Source organism: Kitasatospora sp. MBT63, from assembly GCF_000710465.2.
Classification (GTDB): domain Bacteria; phylum Actinomycetota; class Actinomycetes; order Streptomycetales; family Streptomycetaceae; genus Kitasatospora.
In genome coordinates this window covers 1-23,078 of record NZ_JAIZ01000002.1, presented here as the reverse complement: position 1 = coordinate 23,078, position 23,078 = coordinate 1, and the positions used below count along the sequence as shown (strand labels likewise).

Sequence of the window (23,078 nt, the reverse complement as noted above, 5' to 3'; positions counted from 1 at the left end):
CCGGGCGCCGCCGGGGCGCCGTCGTCCGGGCCGTCGGCGGCGCCGCCGTGCCCGACCGCCCGGATCGCCTCCGCGAGGGCGGCGACCGCGCCGGCCCGCTGCTCCTCGCCGGCGGGGGTGGGTACGGTCTCGCTGCTCGCCGCTTCGGTCATGGGTACGCTCCTCACAGCCGGCGCTACAGCTCCGTCCAGCCCTGGTCCGGGTAGCGGCGCAGTGGGGCCGATACATCGTCCAGAGCGCCGCGGATCTCACCCGGAAGCGTAAGGGCCTCCACCGACAGCGCCGCCAGCAGCTGGGTCGCGTTCCGGGCGCCGACCAGCGCGCTCGCCACGCCGGGCCGGTCCCTGACCCAGGCGAGGGCGACCGCCAGCGGGCTGCTGGCGAGCCCGTCGGCGGCGGTGGCGAGGGCGTCGACGATCCGGCGCGAGCGGTCGCCCAGGTACGGCTGGACGAAGCCGGACAGGTGGGCGGAGGCGCCGCGCGACTCGGGCGGTACGCCGTGCCGGTACTTGCCGGTGAGCACGCCGCGGCCGAGCGGGGAGCTGGCGAGCAGGCCGAGGCCGGCGTCCAGGGCCGCGGGCAGCAGTTCGCGTTCGATGCCGCGCTGGAGGAGCGAGTACTCCATCTGGGTGCCCGCGAGCGGGACCCGGCCGTGGCCGCCGTGCTGCCAGGTGGCGGCCTTGGCGAGCTGCCAGCCGCTGAAGTTGGACACGCCCACGTACCGGGCGCGGCCGGAGGCGACCGCGAGGTCCAGGGCGTGCAGGGTCTCCTCGGTGGGGGTGGCCGGGTCGAAGGCGTGCACCTGCCACAGGTCGACGTGGTCGGTGCCGAGCCGGTGCAGCGAGGCGTCGAGGGCGGCCAGCAGGTGGCCGCGGGAGCCGTCGAAGCGGCGGTCGGTGCCGGGGACGCTCCCCGCCTTGGTGGCGATGACCAGCTCCGAGCGGGGGACCAGGCTGTCGGTGAGCCGGGAGATCAGGTACTCGGCGCCGCCGTCGGCGTACACGTCGGCGGTGTCGATCAGGGTGCCGCCGGCGTCGACGAAGACCTTGAGCTGTTCGGCCGCCTCGTGTTCGTCGGTGTCCCGGCCCCAGGTCATGGTGCCCAGCCCGAGGCGGGAGACCCGCAGCCCGGTCCGTCCGAGGTGACGCTGTTCCATCGGGCCGGCCCTTTCGCCAACTGACGAACACGCAGGTGAACGCGGAGACGGGAGGCGTCCTCCCCCTGCCGGCTGAGCGTAGCGGTCACACCCCCGGGCAACCCCGAAAGACCCGCGCACACGCCGCGCGCGCCCCTGGGCCGGGGCGCGTTGTGGCGGTTTCGCGCCGTACTCGTCCAGGTGACGCAGCCCACAGCTACCGGCCAGTAGCATGACTGCCGAAGGCGGGGCTACCCTCACGCCACGGACCGACTGGAAGGCTTGGCACCCATATGCGACTCGGGATCAACCTCGGCTACTGGGGACTCGGCATGGACGCCGACAACATCGCCGTCGCCCAGGAGGCCGACCGCCTCGGCTACTCGGTGTGCTGGGCCGCCGAGGCCTACGGCTCGGACGCGGCCACCGTGCTCAGCTTCGTCGCCGCGAAGACCGAGCGGATCGACGTCGGCTCGGCGATCTTCCAGATCCCGGCCCGCACCCCCGCGATGACCGCGATGACCGCCGCCACCCTGGACACCCTCTCCGGCGGCCGGTTCCGGCTCGGCCTCGGCGTCTCCGGCCCGCAGGTCTCCGAGGGCTGGTACGGCGTCAAGTTCGACAAGCCGCTGGCCCGCACCCGCGAGTACGTGGAGATCATCCGCAAGGCGATGTCCCGCGAGCGGCTGGTCCACGAGGGCGCCAACTGGACCCTCCCGCTGCCCGGCGGCCCCGGCAAGCCGATCAAGCTCACGGTCCACCCGGTGCGCGAGCACATCCCGCTGTACATCGCCGCGATCGGCCCGAAGAACCTCGAGCAGACCGGCGAGATCGCCGACGGCTGGCTCGGCATCTTCTTCGCCCCCGAGCACGCCGCCCTCTCGATCGACCCGCTGAAGGCCGGCCGCGCCAAGGCCGGGCAGGACCTCGACGGCTTCGACCTCTGCCCGACCGTCGCGATCTCGGTCGGCGAGGACGTCAAGGCCGCCGCCGACTCCCAGCGCTCCTACGCCGCCCTCTACATCGGCGGCATGGGCAGCAAGGACAAGAACTTCTACAACCAGCTCACCCGCCGCATGGGCTACGAGCAGGCCGCCGACGAGATCCAGGAGAAGTACCTCGCCCGGGACTACGCCGGCGCCGCCGCCGCCGTCCCGCACGACCTGATCGACTCCACCGCCCTGCTCGGCACCAAGGAGCGGATCGCCGACCGCATGCAGGCCTACGCCGACGCGGGCGTCACCACCCTCACCCTCGCCCCGGCCGGCTTCACCCTGGACGAGCGGATCACCGCGCTCCGCACCGGCGTCGAGGCGCTGGAACTGGCCAACCTGGCCTGACCCGCGGCCCACCGCGCCCGTCCGTCCCGTCTCCCCGCCTCCGCCGGAGCGGACGGGACGGGCGGCCGCCGCGCGCGGCCTAGAGCCAGCCGGCCCGCTTGAAGGCCCGGTGCAGCCACACGCACACCCCGCCCATCAGCGCCAGGACCGCCGGGTAGCCCCACACCTGCCGCAGCTCCGGCATGTGGTCGAAGTTCATCCCGTAGATCCCGGCGATCAGCGTCGGCACCGCGGCCAGCGCCGCCCAGGCCGAGATCTTCCGCATGTCGTCGTTCTGCTGCACGCTCACCTGGGCCAGATTGGCGTTCAGGATGTCGGAGAGCAGCCGGTCCAGACCCTCGACCAGCTCGTTGACCCGGTTCAGGTGGTCCGCCACGTCCCGCAGGTACGGCCGCAGCTTCTCCGGGACGAACCGCATCCCCTCGCCCACCAGCCGGGCGGCCGGCTCCTGGAGCGGCAGGGTGGCCCGCCGGAACCGCATCGCCTCGCGCTTGAAGCCGTAGATCCGCTCCGCCACACCCCGCGCCCGGCCCGGCGCGAAGACGTCCGCCTCCAGCTCGTCCAGGTCGCCCTGGAGCTCGGTGGCCAGGTCCAGGTAACTGTCAACCACCAGGTCGAAGACCGCGTACAGTACCGCGGCCGGGCCCTGCCGCAGCAGCTCGGGCTGCTTCTCCAGCTCCGCCCGCACCCCCTTCAACGGGCTGTCCGCGCCGTGCCGGATCGTCATCACGTACGAGTCGCCGAGGAACACCATCACCTCGCCGACGCTCAGCGAGTGGTCCTCGGGGTGGTAGCCGGCCGTCTTGAGGACCATGAACAGCGAGTCCTCGTACTCCTCCAGCTTCGGCCGCTGGTGGGCCGCCACGGCGTCCTCCACCGCCAGCGGATGGAGACCGAACTCGGCGCTGACCCGGTCGAGCTCCTCGGTGGTCGGCTCGGCCAGCCCGATCCACAGGAAGCTGTCCCCGGCCGCCCGGGCGGCGTCCAGAGCGTCCGAGAGGTCGTCAGGCCCCTCGGTGCGGTGGCCGTCCCGGTAGACGGCGCTGTCGACGATCATTCGTCCATTGTCCCGCCCGAACGCTCGAACAGCCGTCACCTCCACCGAAAGCGCACGAGCCGACCACCCGGCGCACCCGGCCGCCCGCACGCCGTACGCTTGGCCGCATGCCCACCCTGCTGCTCGTCCGCCACGGCCGCTCCACCGCCAACACGGCCGGCGTCCTGGCCGGCTGGACCCCCGGCGTCGACCTCGACGACACCGGGCGGGCCCAGGCCGCCGAGCTGCCCGCCAGACTCGGCGGGATCCCGCTCGCCGCGGTCGTCTCCAGCCCGCTGGAGCGCTGCCGGCAGACCCTGGAACCGCTGCTCGCCGCCCGCCCGGAACTCGGCGCCCCCGCCCTGGACGAACGCCTCGGCGAGTGCCACTACGGCGACTGGACCGGCCGCCCGCTCGCCGAGCTGGCCGAGGAACCGCTCTGGCGCACCGTCCAGGACCACGCCTCGGGCGCGGCCTTCCCGGGCGGCGAGTCGCTGCGCGCGCTCAGCCACCGCACCGTGGACGCCGTCCGCGACTGGAACGACCGGATCGCCGCGGAGCACGGCCCCGACGCGGTCTGGGCGGCCTGCTCGCACGGCGACGTGATCAAGGCCGTGGTCGCCGACGCGCTCGGCCTGCACCTCGACCACTTCCAGCGGATCTCCGTCGAGCCCTGCTCGGTCACCGCGATCCGCTACACCGCGCACCGCCCGTACCTGCTGCGCCTCGGCGACACCGGCGGTCTCGCCTCGCTCGCCCCGAGGACCGGCGGCCCGGTGGCGGCCGGGGACGCGGTGGTCGGCGGCGACACCGGCGCCCCGGCGCCCGCTGCCACGCCCTGACCCCGGGCCCGCGGCCTGCCGCACCCCGCCCGCCGCGTACGCCGTAGGCTGGCCAGAGACAGCCCCTGCCCGATCCCGATCCGGAGCGAGAGAGTGCCCCGTCAGGTCTACTTCTACGACCAGCCCGAGCGGTTCGTGGCCGGTACGGTCGGCCAGCCCGGCTCCCGCGCGTTCTACCTCCAGGCCAGCTCACGCGGGCGGATGACCAGCGTGCTGCTGGAGAAGACCCAAGTCGCGGCGTTGGCCGAACGGGTCGACGAGGTCCTGGACGAGGCCCTGCGGCGCAGCGCCGGCTCCACCACGATCCCCGCCGTGGCACCGTCCGAGCTGATCGACACCGCCCCGCTCGACCTGCCGCTGGAGCAGGAGTTCCGGGTCGGCACCATGGCCCTCGCCTGGGACAGCGTCGACGAGTGCCTGGTGGTCGAGGCGCAGGCGGTGACCGAGGAGGACGAGGACGACGAGGCCGCCCTGGAGGACGAGGAGAACGGCCCGGACATGCTCCGGGTCCGGCTCAGCGGGGCGATGGCCCGGGTCTTCGCCAAGCGCGCCCTCGACCTGGTCGCCGCCGGCCGCAAGCCCTGTCCGTTCTGCAACCTCCCGCTGGACCCGGAGGGACACCTGTGCCCCCGCGCGAACGGCTACCGGCGCTGAACCCGCAGCCGGACGGCCCGGCCACCCCGGCGGCCGCGGACCGGGACACCCGGCCCGCGGCGGCCGGGGAGCAGGGCGCCGACGTCCCGGGCACCGACCCGGCGACCAGCGCCGCCCTGGCGGCCGACACCGCCGTCGCCCTCGAGCTGCTGCGCTCGGGCACGCTGACCGTGCACGGCCGGGTCACCGACGCCTCCAACGCCGTGCTGTACTGCACCGTCGCACTGGACGGCCTGACCGCCCCCTGCGTCTACAAGCCGGTCACCGGCGAGCGCCCGCTCTGGGACTTCCCCGACGGCACCCTGGCCGGCCGCGAGGTGGCCGCCCACGAGCTCGCCGCCGCCACCGGCTGGCCGCTGATACCGCCCACCGTGCTGCGCGAGGGCCCGTACGGCGCCGGGATGGTCCAGCTCTGGATCGAGCCGGACCTGGACGCCCCCGAACTGCTCGCCCTCCAGGACCCCGCCGGTCCCGAACCCGGCTGGCTGCCGATCATCCGGGCCGAGGTGGGGGAGGGCCGCACCGCGCTGCTGGTGCACCGCGACGACCAGCGGCTGCGCCGGCTGGCCGTCCTGGACGCGGTCCTCAACAACGCCGACCGCAAGGGCGGCCACTGGCTGCCCGCCGCCGACGGCCGGATCTACGGCATCGACCACGGCGTGACCTTCGCCGTCCCCGGCAAACTGCGCACCCTGCTCTGGGGCTGGGCCGAACAGCCCCTCCAGGACGAGGCCCGGGAGGTGCTCGACCGGCTGGCCGCCGACCTCGACGCCGATCTCGCCGACCGGCTCCGTCCGCACCTGACCGAGGCCGAGCTGGCCGCCACCCGGCAGCGGGTCGCCGTGCTGCGCCGCAGCGGGCGCCATCCGCTGCCGTCGGCGGACTGGCCGTCGATCCCCTGGCCGCCGGTCTGACCGGTTCGGGCGCATGCGACCCGATACCGCACAGGTTCGGTCGGAAAGCGATTCCAGTCGATCCTCGCGACTGGTTAGCCTTTCAAATGATCGCAAGGTTAGAGTCGGATCCATGCATTCCTGGCCCGCCTCCGAGGTTCCCGCCCTGCCCGGTCAGGGGCTCCCCCTGCGCATCCACGACACCGCCACGAGCAGTGTCCGAGAGGTCGTGCCCCAGGGCCCGACCGCCCGCCTGTACGTCTGCGGCATCACCCCGTACGACGCCACCCACCTGGGGCACGCTGCCACCTACAACACCTTCGACCTGGTGCAGCGGGTCTGGAAGGACGCCGGCCACGACGTCCTCTACGTGCAGAACGTCACCGACGTGGACGACCCGCTGCTGGAGCGGGCCGTCGCCACCGGCCAGGACTGGACGGCGCTCGCCGAGCGCGAGACCGCCCTGTTCCGCGAGGACATGACCGCGCTGCGGATCCTGCCGCCCGCGCACTACATCGGCGCCGTCGAGTCGATCCCGTGGATCGTCCCGCTGGTCAAGAAGCTGCTGGCGAGCGGCGCCGCGTACGAACTGGACGGCGACATCTACTTCTCGGTCGAGTCCGAGCCGCGCTTCGGCACGGTCTCCGGTCTCACCCGCGAGCAGATGCTGCCGGTCTTCGGCGAGCGCGGCGGCGACCCCGAGCGACCCGGCAAGAAGCACCCGCTGGACGCCCTGCTCTGGCTGGCCGCCCGCCCGGGCGAGCCCGCCTGGGACACCGAGCTCGGCCACGGCCGCCCCGGCTGGCACATCGAGTGCGTCGCCATCGCGCTGGAGTTCCTCGGGATGTCCTTCGACATCCAGGGCGGCGGCACCGACCTGTCCTTCCCGCACCACGAGATGGGCGCCGCGCACGCCCAGGTCGCCACCGCCGAGCACCCGTACGCCCAGGCCTACGTGCACTCCGGCATGGTCGCGCTGGACGGGCACAAGATGTCCAAGTCCCGCGGCAACCTGGTCTTCGTCTCGGTGCTTCGCCGCGAGGGCGTCGACCCGGCGGCGATCCGGCTGGCCCTGCTGGCGCACCACTACCGCAGCGACTGGGAGTGGACCAAGGACGACCTGGACCGTGCCGTCGAGCGCCTCGCCCGCTGGCGGGCCGCGGTCTCCCGGCCTGACGGCCCGTCCGCCGAGGGCATGCTCGCCGAGGTCCGCGCGGCCCTGGCCGAGGACCTGGACGCACCGGCCGCGCTGGCCGCCGTCGACCGCTGGGCCGCCCGCCAGGAGGAGACCGGCGGCGAGGACATCAGCGCCCCCGGTCTGGTCTCGCGGACCGTGGACGCACTGCTGGGCGTCGCGCTGTAACGGCCGTCAGCTGCCGAAGGGGCGTCAGGACCACCCGGTCCTGACGCCCCTTCGGCGTTGCTGCGGCGGGGCTCAGACGCCCGGCCGTCCGCCGTCCTCGTCGCCGTCCGGCCCGCGCTCGGGCCCCGGGGCGGACCCGTCCCGGTCGGAGGCGGCGTCACCGATCTCCGTCCCCGCGTCGGTTTCGGCGTCGCCCGGGTCCGGCTCCGTACGGTCGTCCGCGGCGCCGTCCCCGGCCTCGTCCCCGGCGGGGGCCTCGGCAGAGCCTTCGGCCGGGCCCTCGGCGGGCCGGGTGCCCGGCTCGTGGTCGGCCGGCCGCTCGGCGGTGGCGTGACCGGCGACCGGCTTCTCGCCGGTCGGGCCCAGGTTGTCGCGGCGCCGCAGATAGCGCTCGAACTCGCGGGCGATGGCGTCACCGGACGCCTCCGGCAGCTCCGCGGTGTCCTGCGCCTCCTCCAACTGCTGCACGTACTCGGCGACCTCGCTGTCCTCGGCCGCCAGCTGGTCCACCCCGAGCTGCCAGGCCCGGGCGTCCTCGGCCAGCTCGCCCGGCGGGATCCGCAGGTCGAGCAGGTCCTCCAGCTTGTTGATCAGGGCCAGGGTGGCCTTCGGGTTCGGCGGCTGCGCGACGTAGTGCGGCACGGCGGCCCACAGCGTCACGGCCGGCACCCCGGCGTGCGCGCAGGCCTCCTGCAGCACGCCGACGATGCCGGTCGGCCCCTCGTAGCGGCTCTCCTCCAGGTCCAGCGAGCGCGCCAGCGCCGCGTCCGAGGTCACCCCGCTGACCGGGACGGGCCGGCTGTGCGGGGTGTCGCCGAGCAGCGCGCCCAGGATCACCACCAGCTCGACGCCGAGCTCGTGGGCGAAGCCGAGCAGCTCGTTGCAGTACGAGCGCCAGCGCATGCTGGGCTCGATGCCGCGCACCAGGACCAGGTCGCGCGGCTTGGGCTCGGTCACCCGCACCACCGAGAGCCGGGTGGTCGGCCAGGTGATCCGGCGGACCCCGCCGTCCAGCCAGACGGTCGGACGGTTGACCTGGAAGTCGTAGTAGTCCTCCGCGTCGAGCGCGGCGAACACCTTCCCGCCCCAGGTCTCGTCCAGGTGGCCGACGGCCGCCGAGGCCGCGTCACCCGCGTCGTTCCAGCCCTCGAAGGCACAGACCATCACCGGGTCGATCAACTCGGGAACGTCCTCCAGCTCGATCACCCAGCGTCTCCCTCCATCGGTCAGCCGCCGCCCCCGTCCGGTGCGCACCGGCTGGCCGGCCGCCGACTGTCCAACCCTCGCGTGGAACGCCCCGTTCCACGGTCCCTACCTGCCCAGCCTACGGTCTTTGATACCTGTCCCGGCCCGGAGGGAGAGAGCCTATCCGAGGGGGGTCGGGGCGGGGTGGAATTAGCGCCCGGGCCGGGCGCGGGCCCGGTCGGCGGCCGCCCCGCGCCGGAACTGACCGGGCGTCGGGGCCTCCCGCCGGGGTCCGGCCCGGCGGGCTCCGGCCGCCCGGTCCGGCGTGCTACCCCGCGGCGGCCGCCGTCACCGCGGGCAGGTAGCCCTGGGACTGGCCGGTCGCCGTCGGGTGGAAGGACTCCCACAGGTGGGTGAGGACGAACCGGGTGATCCACTCCTGGCCGCCGCCCGCGCAGACCCCGTGCCCGGCGAAGGCCCGGCGGACGTCGGCGAAGGCGAACCCCTGCTTCTCGGCCTGCTGCCGGATCAGCTCGTCCAGCCGGTCGGTGAGCGCGTTGAAGCGGGCCCGGCGGCTGTCGGTGCCGACCACGCAGACCGTGCCGGTGTGCAGCAGGTACGGGTAGCCGGTGACCACCACCCGGGCAGCCGGCGCCGCCGCGCGGATCCCGTCGTACAGGGCCGCCAGCCGCCCGGGCAGCTCCTCGCGCAGCAGGCGGTCGCTCTCCTCCAGCGCGGGGTCGCACTGGGCGTCGGTGGCGAACGGCGGCAGGCAGGAGGCCACCGCGTCGGCGAAGGCGAGGTCGTTGCCGCCGGCGGTCAGGGTGACCAGCGCGGTGTCGGCGGGCACCGCGGGCAGCTGGTCGCGCAGCACGTCCGCGGTGGTGGCGGCGGAGCAGGCGGCGTCGGTGAAGGCGGCCGGGTGGTGCTCGGCGTTCCACAGCGCGGGGTAGGCGTGGGCGCCGCGGTGGCAGTCGCCGCTCGCGGCATCGTACGGGCCGGCGGCGACCCCGGCGGCGTAGGAGTCGCCGAGCGCGGCGTACCCGCCCACCGGTTCGGCCGCTGCGGCCGGGGGCACGGCGAGCAGCAGGGGCAGGGCGACGAGGACGGCGAGCAGTCTGGGGCGCACGGGCTTCTCCGGGAGGTGCACCGGCCGGCCGGGCGGCACGGCCGTTTCGCTACGCATGGTAGTGGGTCGGATGCGAAGAGTTGGCATGTCTGGAATTGCAAATCCGCGCAAGCGGTTTGCGTTCTCTGACGTACACTCGCAGCCATGACACGACGACTTGCCGAGGTGGCCAAGAAGGTCGGGGTGAGCGAGGCCACCGTCAGCCGGGTGCTGAACGAGAAGCCCGGCGTCTCCGAGGCGACCAGGGCCGCGGTGCTGACCGCGCTGGACGTGCTCGGCTACGAGCGGCCCACCCAGCTGCGCGGCGAACGGGCCCGGCTGGTCGGTCTGGTGCTGCCGGAGCTGCAGAACCCGATCTTCCCCGCGTTCGCCGAGGTGGTCGGTGGTGCGCTGGCCGGGCAGGGGTTCACCCCGGTGCTGTGCACCCAGACCGCGGGCGGCGTCTCCGAGGCCGACTACGTGGACCTGCTGCTCGAGCAACAGGTCTCCGGCGTGGTCTTCTTCGGCGGCCTTTACGCCCAGGGCGACGCCCCGCACGAGCACTACGACCGGCTCGCCGAGCGGAGCCTGCCGACGGTCCTGCTGAACGCGGCCATCGACCACCTGGACTTCCCCCGGGTCTCCTGCGACGACGCGGTCGCGGTCGAGCAGGCGGTGGGCCACCTCAAGCAGTTGGGGCACCGGAAGATCGGGCTGGTGCTCGGCCCGGCCGACCACGTGCCCTCGCACCGCAAGCTCGCGGCGGCCCGCGCCGCGATGGCCAAGGCCGGCCTCGACCTGCCCGAGGAGCAGGTCGAGCGGGCCCTGTTCAGCCTGGAGGGCGGCCAGGCCGCGACCACCCGGCTGCTCCGGCGCGGGGTCACCGGGGTGGTCTGCGCCTCGGACCCGCTGGCGCTCGGCGCCGTCCGCGCGGTGCGCCGGGCCGGGCTCTCGGTGCCCGAGGACGTGTCGGTGATCGGGTACGACGACTCCTCGTTCATGATGTGCACCGATCCGCCGCTGACCACCGTCCGGCAGCCGATCGAGGCGATGGGCCGGGCGGCCGTGGAGCTGCTGGTGGGGGAGATCGCCGGGGTGAAGGTCACCCACGACGAGTTGCTGTTCGAGCCGGAGCTGGTGGTGCGCGGCTCGACCGCGCCGGCCCGCGAACGGGCGTGAGCGAGGCCCGCTGACGGGGAGTCCACCCCGGGGCGGTCGAAGCGGGCGGGCACTACGGTGCCCGCCCGCTTTCGTGTGCCCGGATGCCGGAGGGCCGGTACGAGCCGTTGACATGCCCGTAGCCGCTCTGTAACTCTTGGCTGCCATCACGCAAAAGACGTACAGAGATACGTCATTTTCTCGATATCTGCCGCAACTTTCCCGGAGCCACCGCCCCGGATGTGCCGGCAGCGGAGTTCCGGGCCGTCACCCTGACAGTGGCGCCCCGGGCCGTACCGGCGCCCTGCGCCTCGCGGGGGACCGCACCACCCGCACCCGCCCACCGGGTGCACACACGGCGGAGCCGGGAGCCGACCCGCCGCGCACCGTCATCGATCACCGACGCCGACCACCGACGCCGCTCGCGGACGTCGATCGCGGAGTCAGAGACAGAGGGACGCAATGAGATCGAAGCGCAGACTGCCACGGCTGACCGCCGGTTCGGCCGTGCTGGGGATGCTCCTGCTGGCGGGGCCGTTGCTGCCGGCCGCCCAGGCCGCGGGCGGCCCCAACCTCGCGGCCGGGAAGACCGTGACCGCCAGCAGCGTCGGTGACGTCTACGTCGTCGGCAACGTCAACGACGGCAACCAGAACAGCTACTGGGAGAGCGCGGGCAACGCGCTGCCGCAGTGGGTCCAGGTGGACCTCGGCAGTGCCACCGCCATCGACCAGGTGGTCCTCAAGCTCCCCGCCGCCTGGGAGTCCAGGACCGAGACGCTGACCCTGCTCGGGAGCTCCGACGGCACCGACTTCGCCACCCTGACCGGCTCCGCGGTCTACTCCTTCGACCACGGCGCCGGCAACACCGTCCGGATCAACTTCGCCTCCACCAGCGCCCGTTACGTCCGCGTCAACGTCTCCGCCAACACCGGCTGGCCGGCCGCCCAGTTCTCCGAGTTCGAGGTGTACGGCGCCGCCTCCGCCTCCGCGAACCTGCTGGCCGGCCGCCCGGTCACCACCAGCAGCGCCAACGGCGCCTACACCGGCGCCAACGCGGCCGACGGCAACCAGGGCAGCTACTGGGAGAGCGCCAACAACGCCTTCCCGCAGTGGATCCAGGGCGATGTGGGCGCCGCCGTCCCGGTCGACAAGCTGGTACTGAAGCTGCCGGCCGGCTGGGCGAGCCGGACCGAGACACTGAAGGTCCAGGGCAGCACCGACGGCACCAACTTCACCGACCTCGCCGCCGCCACGGGGTACGCGTTCAACCCGGCGACCGGCAACACCGCCACCGTCAACCTGGCCACCGTCACCACCCGGTACCTGCGGCTCACCTTCACCGCCAACTCGGTGTGGCCGGCCGCCCAGCTCGCCGAGTTCGAGGCCTACGGCCCGGCCTCCGGCGACACCCAGGCGCCGACCGCCCCGAGCGCCCTGGCGTACACCCAGCCCGCCCCCGGCCAGATCCGGCTGACCTGGAACGCGGCCACCGACAACACCGGCGTCACCGGCTACGACCTGTACGCCGACAACGTCCTGCTCACCAGCCTCGCGGGCACCGTGCTGACGTACACCGACAGCCGTCCGGACAGCGCCACCGTGGCGTACTACGTGAAGGCCAGGGACGCCGCGGGCAACCAGTCCGCCGCCAGCAACACCGTCACCCGCACCGGCCAGGGCGGCGACACCCAGGACCCGTCCGCCCCGAGCAACCTGGCGTACACCCAGCCCGCCTCCGGGCAGATCCGGCTCACCTGGGGTGCCTCGGCCGACAATGTCGGGGTGAGCGGCTACGACGTGTACGCCAACGGCGCGCTGCGCGCCTCGGTGGCGGGCACCGTGCTGACGTACACCGACAGTCAGCCCGACACCGCGACGGTCTCCTACTACGTGAAGGCCAAGGACGCGGCGGGCAACCAGTCGGCCGGCAGCAACACCGTGATCCGCACCGGCCGGAGCGGCGGCACCGGGACCAACCTGGCCGCCGGGAAGCCGATCACCGGCTCCTCCTCGGTCTTCACCTTCGTCGCCGCCAACGCCAACGACAACGACGCCACCACGTACTGGGAGGGCGGCCCGAACAGCTACCCGGACACCCTGACGGTGGCGCTCGGTGCGAACGCCGCCACCAGCTCGGTGGTGGTCAAGCTCAACCCCGCCGCCGCCTGGTCGGCCAGGACCCAGACCATCGAGGTGCTCGGCCGGGAGCAGAGCAGCTCGGCCTTCACCCGGCTGGCCGCCCCCCAGACGTACTCCTTCGACCCGGCCTCGGGCAACACCGTCACCATCCCCGTCACCGCCACCGCGGCCGACGTCCAGTTGAGGATCACCGCCAACAGCGGCGCGGCGGCCGGGCAGGTGGCGGAGTTCCAGGTGATCGGCGTCCCGGCGCCCAACCCGGACCTGGTCGTCACCGGCCTGGCCCCGACGCCCGCCAACCCCGTCGAGACCGACACCGTCTCGCTCGCCGCCACCGTGAGGAACAACGGCACCGCGGCGGCCGGGCCGAGCACCGTCGGCCTCTACCTCGGCACCACCAAGGTCGGCACCGCCCAGGTGGGCGCGCTGGCGGCCGGCGCCTCCAGCACCGTCTCGGCCGCCATCGGCGTCCAGAACGCCGGCAGCTACCAGCTGACCGCCAAGGCGGACGAGACGGGCGCCGTGATCGAGCGGGACGAGACCAACAACGACTTCACCGCCCCGGTCCCGCTGGTGGTCAGCCCGGTCGCCAGCTCCGACCTGGTGGCCGCGCCGGTCAGCTGGACGCCCGGCAACCCGGCGGCCAACAACACCGTCGACTTCGCGGTGGCGCTGAAGAACCAGGGCACGGTGGCGTCCGCCGGCGGCAGCCACGGCGTCACCCTGACCGTCGCCGACGCCACCGGCGCGGTGGTGAGGACGCTGACCGGCTCGTACGGCGGAGCCATCGCCGCCGGGGCCACCACAACCCCGGTCTCGCTGGGGAGTTGGACGGCGGCCAACGGCAAGTACACCGTGCGGACCGTGATCGCGAACGACGCGAACGAGCTGCCGGTGAAGCAGGGCAACAACACCTCCAGCCAGCCGCTGTACGTCGGGCGCGGCGCCAACATGCCGTACGACACCTACGAGGCCGAGGACGGGGTGCTGGCCGGCGGCGCGGCCGTGGTCGGCCCGAACCGGACCATCGGCGACCTGGCCGGCGAGGCCTCCGGCCGCAAGGCCGTCACGCTCAATTCCACCGGCTCCTCGGTGGAGTTCACCACCAAGGCGCCCACCAACACGCTGGTCACCCGGTTCTCCATCCCGGACGCGCCGGGCGGCGACGGCATCGACTCCACGCTGAACGTCTACGTCGACGGCAGCTTCCTCAAGTCGATCGACCTGACCTCCCGGTACGCCTGGCTGTACGGCAGCGAGACCGCGCCGGGCAACGGCCCGAGCGCGGGCGGCCAGCGGCACGTCTACGACGAGGCCAACGTGCTGCTGGGGACCACCGTGCCGGCGGGCAGCCGGATCCGGCTGCAGAAGGACGCGGCCAACACCAGCCAGTACGCGATCGACTTCGTCAGCCTGGAGCAGGCCACCCAGACCGCCAACCCGGACCCCGCGAAGTACGCGGTGCCGGCGGGCTTCACCCAGAACGACGTCCAGGCCGCACTGGACCGGGTGCGGATGGACACCACCGGCACCCTGGTGGGCGTCTACCTGCCGCCCGGCGACTACCAGACCGCGGGCAAGTTCCAGGTCTACGGCAAGGCCGTGAAGGTGATCGGGGCCGGCCCCTGGTTCACCCGCTTCCGCGCCCCATCGGGCCAGTCCAACACCGACATCGGGTTCCGCGCCGAGGCCTCGGCGAACGGCTCGACCTTCGCCGGTTTCGCCTACTTCGGCAACTACACCTCGCGGATCGACGGGCCCGGCAAGGTCTTCGACTTCGCCAACGTCGCCAACATCACCATCGACAACATCTGGACCGAGCACATGGTCTGCATGTACTGGGGTGCCAACACCGACTCCATGAGGATCACCAACTCGCGGATCCGCGACACCTTCGCGGACGGCATCAACATGACCAACGGCTCCACCGACAACCTGGTCTCCAACAACGAGGCCCGGGCGACCGGTGACGACAGCTTCGCGCTGTTCTCCGCCATCGACGCGGGCGGCGCGGACGAGAAGAACAACGTCTTCGAGAACCTCACCTCGCTGCTGACCTGGCGGGCGGCGGGCGTGGCGGTCTACGGCGGCTACGCCAACACCTTCCGCAACGTCTACATCGCCGACACCCTCTGCTACTCGGGCGTCACCATCTCCTCGCTGGACTTCGGTTACCCGATGAACGGGTTCGGGACCGACCCGACCAACCTGCAGAACATCTCGCTGGTCCGGGCCGGCGGCCACTTCTGGGGCGCCCAGGTCTTCCCGGCGATCTGGGTCTTCTCGGCCTCCAAGGTCTTCCAGGGGATCCGGGTGAGCGACGTGGACATCGTCGACCCGACGTACAGCGGGATCATGTTCCAGACCAACTACAGCGGCGGCCAGCCGCAGAACCCGGTCACCGACACGGTGTTCACCAACGTCTCGATCACCGGCGCCCGGAAGAGCGGTGACGCCTACGACGGCAGGTCCGGCTACGGCATCTGGGCCAACGAGATGCCCGAGGCCGGCCAGGGCCCCGCGGTCGGCTCGGTCACCTTCAACCACCTCACCCTGAGTGGCAACGCCAAGGACATCCAGAACACCACCTCGACCTTCCACATCACCGTCAACCCGTAACGCCGGAGCTCCGGAGCAGGGCGGGCACCGGGGTGCCCGCCCTGCTCCGGCATGCCCGCGACCAGGCCCTCAGGCCGGCTTACGCAAGTAGACAGTCGTGTTTTTGCGAAATCTCGTCGACATCTTGTGGTCATCTGTCGAGGCTGGTTAAGTGGTCGACGCCAGCAGGCGATGCGTCACCGCAGCGGCCGAGGTATCCCCTCGCACGCGTCCTCCCGCCACCCGACGGTGCTTTCTCGGGGGCGGCCCCCACCGGAAATCACGGGCTACTCCCGCGCCCTCGCGCTGCCCACGTGCTCGAAAGGGTCCACCCGCATGAACAGAGACCGGCTCATCCGCAGATCCGTCGCCCTCGCCGCCGCGGCCGGCCTGGCCCTGACCGCCGCGGCCTGCAGCTCCTCCGGGACGGCGGACACCTCCGCCGCCAAGGGCGGCAGCTCGGACGCCGCGGCCCCGCTCGGCCCGGCCACCAAGGTGACGATCAGCATCGACTGCCAGCCGCCGGTCACCAAGGCCGCCGAGCGCAAGCAGTGGGCCGACGACGTCGCCGCGTTCAACAAGCTCTACCCGAACGTCACGGTCAACGCGAAGGACGGCTTCCCCTGCGAGGAGCCCGCCGCCTTCACCGCCCAGCTCAAGGGCAAGACCCAGACCGACGTCTTCTACAGCTACTTCACCGACCTGAACCAGGTCCTCGACGCCGACGGCGCCGAGGACATCACCGCCTACGTCAACGAGAAGTCCGTCCCGGCCCTGGCGGACATCGACCCCTCGGTGCTGGCCACCCTCAAGTCCGACGGCAAGCTCTACGGCCTGCCGTACTCCAACTACAAGATGGGCCTGCTGTACAACCGCAAGCTCTTCACCCAGGCCGGCCTCGACCCCGACAAGCCGCCGACCAGCTGGGAGGAGATCCGCGAGGACGCCAAGAAGATCGCGGCGCTCGGCAACGGCGTCAACGGCTACGGCGACTACAGCGCCACCAACCAGGGCGGCTGGCACTACACCGCCGAGCTGTACGGCCTCGGCGGCTCGATGACCGACCAGGACGGCAAGAAGGCCGCCTTCAACACCCCCGAGGGCAAGAAGGTCCTGCAGAACCTGTACGACATGCGCTGGACCGACAACAGCATGGGCGCCACCCAGGGCCTCAAGTGGCCCGACCTGATGACCCAGATGTCCACCGACAAGCTCGGCATGTACGTCGGCGCACCGGACGACATCACGTACATGGTGCAGACCCTCAAGGGCAACTACGCCGACTACGGCATGGGCCCGATGCCCGGCGGCAGGTCGGCACTGCTCGGCGGCAACGACTACCTCTTCAAGAAGGGCTCGACCCCGGACCAGATCAAGGCCGGCATCGCCTGGATCAACTTCAAGTTCCTCACCATCGGCAAGGGCCAGTTCGACTACGCCCGCAACAAGACCGCCGGCCTGCCGGTCGGCCTGCCCCAGCCGTTCTTCTTCACCGGCGCCAGCCTGGCCGCCGACAACAAGGCCAAGGCCGCCGATGCCACCGTGCCGGTCCAGAACTACGCGCCCTACCTGGCCGCCTCCGTCCCCGGCAAGACCGAGCCGGCCAACGCCCAGCAGATCTACAAGGTCCTGGACAACGCCGTCTCCGCCGTCCTGACCGACCGGAACGCCAACGTCGACAAGCTGCTCTCGGACGCCGAGAACCAGGTGAACCAGGTCCTGGCGAGCCTCCAGTAACGGCCCGCGGGGGCCGGTGGCAGCGAGCCCACCGGCCCCCGCGCCGCCCGCACCCACCGGACCAGCCGACCCAGGAGTCCCTCCCCATGGCAGCGATCAGCGTCTCGGCCCGCCGCAAGCCGGCCGGCCCGCCCCCGGACCTCGCCCCCGCCTCCCGCCGCGCCGCACTCGCGCAGCGCGTGCGCCGCAACCTCACGGCCCACGGCTTCCTGCTCGGCGCGCTGCTCTGCTTCGCCTGCTTCTCGTGGTACCCGATGGTCCGCGAGATCGTGATGAGCTTCCAGCGGACCAGACGCGGCAGGACCACCTGGGTCGGCCTGGACAACCTCCGCCACATCACCGAGGACCCGGCCTTCTGGCAGGCCTGGCGCAACACCCTGCTGTTCACCCTCCTCGCCCTGGTGCTCGGCTTCGCCGTCCCGTTCCTGGTCGCCGTGCTGCTCAACGAACTGCGCCACGCCAAGGCCTACCTGCGGGTCCTGGTCTACCTGCCGGTGATGATGCCGCCGGTGGCCTCGGTGCTGCTGTTCAAGTACTTCTACGACCCGTCCTACGGACTGTTCAACAGCGTCCTGCACGCCCTGCACCTGCCGACCTCGGCCTGGCTCAACTCCGCGTCCACCGCGATGGTCTCCGTGGTCATCGCCGCCACCTGGATGAACATGGGCGGCGCCACCCTGATCTACCTGGCCGCCCTCCAGGGCATCCCCGGCGAACTCTACGAGGCGGCCGAACTGGACGGCGCCGGACTGCTGCGCCGGATCTGGCACGTCACCATCCCGCAGACCCGGCTGATCCTCTCGCTGCTCCTGCTGCTGCAGATCGTCGCCACCATGCAGGTGTTCGTCGAACCGTTCCTGCTGACCGGCGGCAACGGCCCGCAGGGCTCCACCACCACCGTGGTCTACCTGATCTACCAGTACGCCTTCAACTTCAACAACTACGGCAGCGCCTCCGCGCTCGGCCTGGTCATGCTGGTCGTGCTGGCCGGCTTCTCCGGACTGTACGCGCGGCTCAGCCGCACCGCCGACTGAGGAGCGGCCGCCATGCGCACCCTGATCTCCGACACCCAGCTGAACCGCCGCGGCGGCCGGATCGTCTACTGGACGGTGCTCGTCCTGGTGGTGGTGGTCTTCACCCTGGTCTTCCTCGGCCCGCTCTACTGGCTGGTCACCGGTGGCCTCAAGTCCACCCGGGAGGCCGTCCAGAGCCCGCCGACGCTCTTCCCGAGCGAGATCCACACCGACACCTACCGCGAGGCGTGGAGCCAACTGCGGATGGGACGGCTGCTGTTCAACACGCTCTACTACGCCTTCGGCGCGCTCGCCCTCCAGCTGGTGTTCGACGTCGCGGCGGCCTACGCGCTGTCCAAGCTGCGCCCGGTCCTCGGCAACCTGATCCTGGGGATGATGCTCGCAACCCTGATGATCCCGGCGGCCGTCCTGATCGTGCCGCAGTACCTCACCGTGCTGGACCTGCCGCTGGTGCACCTCAACCTGATCAACACGCCTTGGGCGATCTGGCTGCCCACGGTGGCCAACGCCTTCAACATCTTCCTGCTGAAGCGCTTCTTCGACTCCATCCCCGAGGAGCTGATGGCCGCGGCCGCGATGGACGGCGCGGGCCCGCTGCGGGCCCTGTGGTCGATCGTGCTGCCGATGTCGCGGCCGATCCTCGGCGTGGTCTCCATCTTCGCGGTGGTCAACGTCTGGAAGGACTTCCTGTGGCCGATGCTGGTCCAGCCCGACCCGGCGAAGCAGCCGCTCAACATCGGCATCAACTCGCTCTCGCTGGGCGTCTCGCAGAACGTGATCATCGCCGCGCTGGCCATCGCCTCGGCGCCGACCATCGTGTTCTTCCTGATCTTCCAGCGCAACATCATGGCCGGCCTGACCTCAGGCAGCCTCAAGGGCTGACGGCCCGTCACCCATCGCCAGCCTTCTGAAAGGGGCCCCACCGTGGCACAGCAGCCCGAGCACTCGGACTGGTGGCGGGACGCCGCGATCTACCAGGTCTACCCGCGCAGCTTCGCCGACGGCAGCGGCGACGGCACCGGGGACCTCGCCGGGGTCCGCTCCCGCCTGCACTACCTCGCCGAACTCGGCGTCCAGGCAGTCTGGTTCAACCCCTGGTACCCCTCCCCGATGGCCGACGGCGGCTACGACGTGGCCGACTACCGGGACGTCGACCCGGCCTTCGGCACCCTGGCCGAGGCCGAGAAGCTGATCGCCGAAGGCCTGGAACTGGGCATCCGCACCATCGTCGACATCGTGCCCAACCACGTCTCCGACGCCCACCCGTGGTTCGCCGCCGCCCTCGCGGCCGCACCCGGCAGCCCCGAGCGGGACCTCTTCCACTTCCGCCCCGGCCGCGGTGAGAGCGGCGAACTCCCGCCCAACGACTGGAGATCGGAGTTCGGCGGCTGCCCGTGGACCAGGACGGTGAACGCCGACGGCAGCCCCGGGCAGTGGTACCTGCACCTGTTCGCCGCCCAGCAGCCCGACCTCAACTGGCACCACCCGCAGGTCCGCGCCGAGCACGAGTCGATCCTGCGGTTCTGGTTCGACCGCGGCGCAGCGGGGGTGCGGATCGACTCCGCCGGCCTGCTCGCCAAGGACCCGGCGCTGCCCGACTTCACCCCGGGCCGGGAGCCGCACCCGTACGTGGACCGCGACGAACTGCACGAGATCTACCGCTCCTGGCGGCGGATCGCCGACTCCTACGCCGAACCCCGGGTGCTGATCGGCGAGATCTGGGTCCCCGACACCGAACGCTTCGCCCGCTACCTGCGCCCCGACGAGCTGCACACCGCCTTCAACTTCGACTTCCTGGCCCGGCCCTGGGGCGCGGCCGAGCTGCGCGCCTCGGTCGACGCCACGCTCGCCGCCCACGCGCCCGTCGGCGCGCCCGCCACCTGGGTGCTGTGCAACCACGACGTGACCCGCACCGCGACCCGCTACGGCCGGGCCGACACCGGATTCGACTTCGCCGCCAAGGCCTTCGGCACCCCCACCGATCTGCCGCTCGGGCTCCGCCGGGCCCGGGCGGCCGCCCTGCTCTCGCTGGCCCTGCCCGGCTCGGTCTACCTGTACCAGGGCGAGGAGCTCGGTCTGCCGGAGGTCGAGGACCTCCCGCTGGAGCGCCTCCAGGACCCGATGCACCTGCGCTCGGGCGGCACCGACCCCGGGCGCGACGGCTGCCGGGTGCCGCTGCCCTGGTCCGGCGCCGAGCCCCCGTACGGCTTCGCCCCGCCCGGGGTCGAGCCCTGGCTGCCGCAGCCGGCCGACTGGGCGGCGCTGACGGTCGAGGCCCAGTCGGGCGACCCGGACTCGATGCTGGAGCTCTACCGGGCCGCGCTGCGGATCCGCCGGGAGGCGGTGGGCGGCGGGTTCGGCTGGCTGCCCGCGGACCCCGGGGTGCTGGCGTTCCGGCGCGCGGGCGGCTTCCGCTGCCTGGTCAACCTGAGCGCCGAACCGGTCGCGCTGCCCGCCGACGGCGCGGTGCTGCTCGCCAGCGGTCCGCTGACCGGTGGGCGGCTGCCGGTCGACACCGCGGTCTGGCTGAACGGCTCGTAATCTCGTGGACACCTGTCTATGATTACTGGACATCTGTCCATAGCGAGTGAGTGAGTGACCGACGATGCAGATCCTGTCCGTGGTACTGGTGGCTCTGGTGGCCCTGCTGCACACCTACTTCCTGGTGCTCGAGATGTTCCTGTGGCAGCGCCGGCCCGGTCGGGAACTCTCCGGCTTCGACGCCGAGATGGCCGCCGCCACCGCCCCGCTCGCCGCCAACCAGGGCCTCTACAACGGCTTCCTGGCCGCCGGACTGGTCTGGGGCCTGATAGCGGCCGACCCGACCGGGTACCGGGTGCAGATCTTCTTCCTGAGCTGCGTCGTGGTGGCCGGCCTGTACGGCGCCGCCACCGCCAACCGGCGGATCCTGTTCGCCCAGGCGCTGCCCGGGGCGCTGGCCCTGACCGCCGTCCTGGTGGCCGGATGACCCCGGCCGCCGACCCCAGGGCCGAGCGGACCAGAGCGGCCCTGCGGGCGGCGCTGCTCGCCGAGTGCGAGCAGCGGCCGCTCGAACAGGTCAGCGTCTCCGCCGTGGTCCGGCGGGCCGGGCTCGGCCGGGCCACCTTCTACCTGCACTACCAGGACCTCCAGGCGCTCGCCGTGGACGCCTGCGCCGAGGTGGTCCGCGAGGCCGTCGACGCCCTGCACGCCTGGCGCGGCACCCCGGACCCGGCGGCCCCGCCGCCCGCGCTGGAGCAGTTCCTCGGACAGGTACGGGAGCAGGCCGGGCTGTACCGCTCGCTGCTGCACCCCGGGGGGAGCGGGCCCCTGGGGGAGCTGCTCAACCGGCAGCTGCGGGAGCGCAGCCGGGCCGAACGCGAACTGGCGGGCGCCCCCCACCCCGAGGTGGTGGCCACCGCCGTCGCCGGAGCCTTCACCGCCCTCCTCGCCGACTGGCTCCACACCCCTCGGGCCGCCCCGCCGGCCACCCTGGCGGCCCACACCTGGCGCCTGCTCATCTCCCTCCACCGCACCCGCTTCACCTAGCCGGGGGCGCCGGGGCCGTCGGTCCGTGCGTCAGCCCGCCGCGCCCCAGCCCGTCCGGTACGCCGTCCAGTGTTCGTCGGTGGCCGTGAAGTCGACGTACAGGGCCAGGCCGAAGGACTGCCGGGTGCTGTGGCCGAGCCCCAGACGGGCGCCGCGGACGGCGGCGCCCACCGTCTCCGCCGAGCCGCGGTGCTGGTAGGTGTCGTCCCAGTAGGCGGGCAGCCCCATCAGGAGGTCGACCCGCTCCGGAGTCACCTCCAGCGCGAGCCGGGTCTGGTGGACGACGTACCCGCCGTACAGCGACTCCAGCTGCATGCTCGTGTCGTACGACATCACCGCGATCTGGTCGACCCGGCGGGCGGCCTGCGCGAAGTACGCCTGGGACCACCACTTGCCGTGGCCGGAGAGGGCGAGCCCGGCCGCGTGGAGGCCGGGCAGCGGGTCGATCTGCGGCGCCGCGACCGAGAACGGCACGCCGCGCCCGGAAGTCGTCGCGTGCACCTGGTCGAGCAGCTGCAGGAAGCCCGGGTCCCCGGAGTGCACGGGTTCCATGTCGAAGTGCACCCCGTCGAAGCCGAGGTCCAGCACCTGGACGGCGGAGGCGTTGATCCGGTCGCGGACGTCGGCCCGGTCCAGGTGCAGTCCCTCCTTCTCCGGGGCGACCACGTCCCCGAGCCAGGACTGCACCCGCACCCCGGGCAGCGCCCGGTGCGCACCGGCCAGGAACTCCTGGGCCTTCGGGTACAGCGCGGGGTCGAGCGAGCCGTCGTGGGCGAGCGGTCCGGTGTGGACGTACAGGTCGCGGATGCCGGTGCCGGCCAGCCGCCGGCCGAGGGCCGCGAGGTCGGCGTCCCCCTTTCGGCCGTCCACCCAGGCGTGGCCCAGCCAGACCGCGTCGCGCCCCCGGGTCCGGGCCTCGGGGGCCGGGTCACCGGCGTAGGCGATCCGCAGCGCGGCCGCCGCTCCCGCGATCGGGAGCAGCACCAGGGCCAGTGCCAGCAGGGCCGCCACGCCGATCCGGCGGCGCCGGCTCCAGCCGCGCCACCTCGCCCGGATGGCCCGCAGCCTCGCCCGTATCGCCCGTCCCACAAGCCCTCCCCGTCGTCGTCCGGCGTCCATCAGGACGCCCACGATGCGAAACGGGTTCCGTGCGGACGGCCCCGGACGGATACCCTGGCCGGGTGCGTGCCGGATCACGGACCGGGACCGCATAGCCGACAGCCGTCGCATCCAGGAGCAGCCACATGGCCACAGCCGTCCCCTCGTCAGCCCAGACCGTCTCCGCCCAGCAGGGTCGTGCGGACGCGTTGCGTGAAGCCCTCGCCACC

General features: G+C 72.6%; 18 protein-coding genes. 13 read left to right on the top strand and 5 right to left on the bottom strand.

Translation table 11 applies throughout. The features are described from left to right. Positions 1 to 175: 175 nt before the first annotated feature. Complete coding sequence (locus tag AA75_RS00160) at positions 176 to 1,156, bottom strand: aldo/keto reductase (RefSeq protein ID WP_033817565.1); 981 nt, start codon at positions 1,154 to 1,156, stop codon at positions 176 to 178. Positions 1,157 to 1,428: 272 nt separating this feature from the next. Between AA75_RS00160 and AA75_RS00155 the strand changes: the two genes are divergently transcribed. Continuing rightward, positions 1,429 to 2,475 (top strand): LLM class F420-dependent oxidoreductase, encoded by a 1,047-nt coding sequence (locus tag AA75_RS00155; protein ID WP_033817564.1) that lies wholly within the window; start codon positions 1,429 to 1,431, stop codon positions 2,473 to 2,475. Positions 2,476 to 2,554: 79 nt separating this feature from the next. Here AA75_RS00155 and corA read toward each other — a convergent pair whose 3' ends face one another. Then, complete coding sequence (gene corA / locus AA75_RS00150; RefSeq protein ID WP_033817563.1) at positions 2,555 to 3,532, bottom strand: magnesium/cobalt transporter CorA; 978 nt, start codon at positions 3,530 to 3,532, stop codon at positions 2,555 to 2,557. Positions 3,533 to 3,639: 107 nt separating this feature from the next. On the opposite strand from corA, the gene AA75_RS00145 reads away from it, so the two are divergent. The 4 genes from AA75_RS00145 to mshC all read left to right on the top strand — a co-directional run bounded on the left by AA75_RS00145 (position 3,640) and on the right by mshC (position 7,263). Beyond that, positions 3,640 to 4,353: a histidine phosphatase family protein gene (locus tag AA75_RS00145; protein ID WP_033817562.1), complete on the top strand. Its 714-nt coding sequence runs from the start codon at positions 3,640 to 3,642 to the stop codon at positions 4,351 to 4,353. Positions 4,354 to 4,446: 93 nt separating this feature from the next. Continuing rightward, the gene (locus AA75_RS00140) at positions 4,447 to 5,007 is read left to right on the top strand and encodes a DUF3090 domain-containing protein (protein WP_033817561.1); all 561 of its coding nucleotides are present in this window, start codon (positions 4,447 to 4,449) and stop codon (positions 5,005 to 5,007) included. Positions 5,008 to 5,123: 116 nt separating this feature from the next. Beyond that, positions 5,124 to 5,921, top strand: a complete 798-nt coding sequence (locus AA75_RS00135; protein WP_033817570.1) for an SCO1664 family protein — start codon at positions 5,124 to 5,126, stop codon at positions 5,919 to 5,921. A 112-nt stretch (positions 5,922 to 6,033) separates the two neighbouring features. After that, on the top strand, positions 6,034 to 7,263 hold the full coding sequence (mshC, locus tag AA75_RS00130) for a cysteine--1-D-myo-inosityl 2-amino-2-deoxy-alpha-D-glucopyranoside ligase (RefSeq protein WP_033817560.1): 1,230 nt from the start codon (positions 6,034 to 6,036) through the stop codon (positions 7,261 to 7,263). Between the two features lie 72 nt (positions 7,264 to 7,335). Here the strand turns inward: mshC and AA75_RS00125 are convergent, their stop codons facing one another. Continuing rightward, complete coding sequence (locus tag AA75_RS00125; protein ID WP_082526124.1) at positions 7,336 to 8,469, bottom strand: PAC2 family protein; 1,134 nt, start codon at positions 8,467 to 8,469, stop codon at positions 7,336 to 7,338. Between the two features lie 307 nt (positions 8,470 to 8,776). Beyond that, on the bottom strand, positions 8,777 to 9,577 hold the full coding sequence (locus AA75_RS00120) for an SGNH/GDSL hydrolase family protein (RefSeq protein WP_158515414.1): 801 nt from the start codon (positions 9,575 to 9,577) through the stop codon (positions 8,777 to 8,779). Positions 9,578 to 9,721: 144 nt separating this feature from the next. Here AA75_RS00120 and AA75_RS00115 point away from each other — a divergent pair, with 144 nt between their 5' ends. The 8 genes from AA75_RS00115 (at position 9,722) to AA75_RS00080 (ending at position 21,750) form a co-directional block, all read left to right on the top strand. Next, complete coding sequence (locus tag AA75_RS00115) at positions 9,722 to 10,735, top strand: LacI family DNA-binding transcriptional regulator (protein WP_033817559.1); 1,014 nt, start codon at positions 9,722 to 9,724, stop codon at positions 10,733 to 10,735. A 441-nt stretch (positions 10,736 to 11,176) separates the two neighbouring features. Beyond that, entirely contained in the window at positions 11,177 to 15,472 is a 4,296-nt protein-coding gene (locus tag AA75_RS00110; protein ID WP_082526121.1) for a discoidin domain-containing protein, read from the top strand. A 315-nt stretch (positions 15,473 to 15,787) separates the two neighbouring features. Beyond that, on the top strand, positions 15,788 to 17,188 hold the full coding sequence (locus AA75_RS00105) for an extracellular solute-binding protein (protein ID WP_033817558.1): 1,401 nt from the start codon (positions 15,788 to 15,790) through the stop codon (positions 17,186 to 17,188). An 86-nt stretch (positions 17,189 to 17,274) separates the two neighbouring features. Further along, the gene (locus AA75_RS00100; protein WP_033817557.1) at positions 17,275 to 18,222 is read left to right on the top strand and encodes a carbohydrate ABC transporter permease; all 948 of its coding nucleotides are present in this window, start codon (positions 17,275 to 17,277) and stop codon (positions 18,220 to 18,222) included. A 12-nt stretch (positions 18,223 to 18,234) separates the two neighbouring features. After that, positions 18,235 to 19,104: a carbohydrate ABC transporter permease gene (locus tag AA75_RS00095; protein WP_033817556.1), complete on the top strand. Its 870-nt coding sequence runs from the start codon at positions 18,235 to 18,237 to the stop codon at positions 19,102 to 19,104. 42 nt (positions 19,105 to 19,146) lie between these two features. Beyond that, entirely contained in the window at positions 19,147 to 20,763 is a 1,617-nt protein-coding gene (locus tag AA75_RS00090) for a glycoside hydrolase family 13 protein (protein ID WP_033817555.1), read from the top strand. A 64-nt stretch (positions 20,764 to 20,827) separates the two neighbouring features. After that, on the top strand, positions 20,828 to 21,190 hold the full coding sequence (locus AA75_RS00085; protein WP_033817554.1) for a DUF1304 domain-containing protein: 363 nt from the start codon (positions 20,828 to 20,830) through the stop codon (positions 21,188 to 21,190). Beyond that, positions 21,187 to 21,750 (top strand): TetR/AcrR family transcriptional regulator, encoded by a 564-nt coding sequence (locus AA75_RS00080; protein WP_033817553.1) that lies wholly within the window; start codon positions 21,187 to 21,189, stop codon positions 21,748 to 21,750. Before AA75_RS00085 ends, AA75_RS00080 begins: the two co-directional genes overlap by 4 nt. 30 nt (positions 21,751 to 21,780) lie before the next feature. On the opposite strand, the gene AA75_RS00075 is transcribed toward AA75_RS00080, so the two are convergent. Then, the gene (locus AA75_RS00075) at positions 21,781 to 22,839 is read right to left on the bottom strand and encodes a hypothetical protein (RefSeq protein WP_233288857.1); all 1,059 of its coding nucleotides are present in this window, start codon (positions 22,837 to 22,839) and stop codon (positions 21,781 to 21,783) included. Between the last annotated feature and the right edge of the window lie 239 nt (positions 22,840 to 23,078).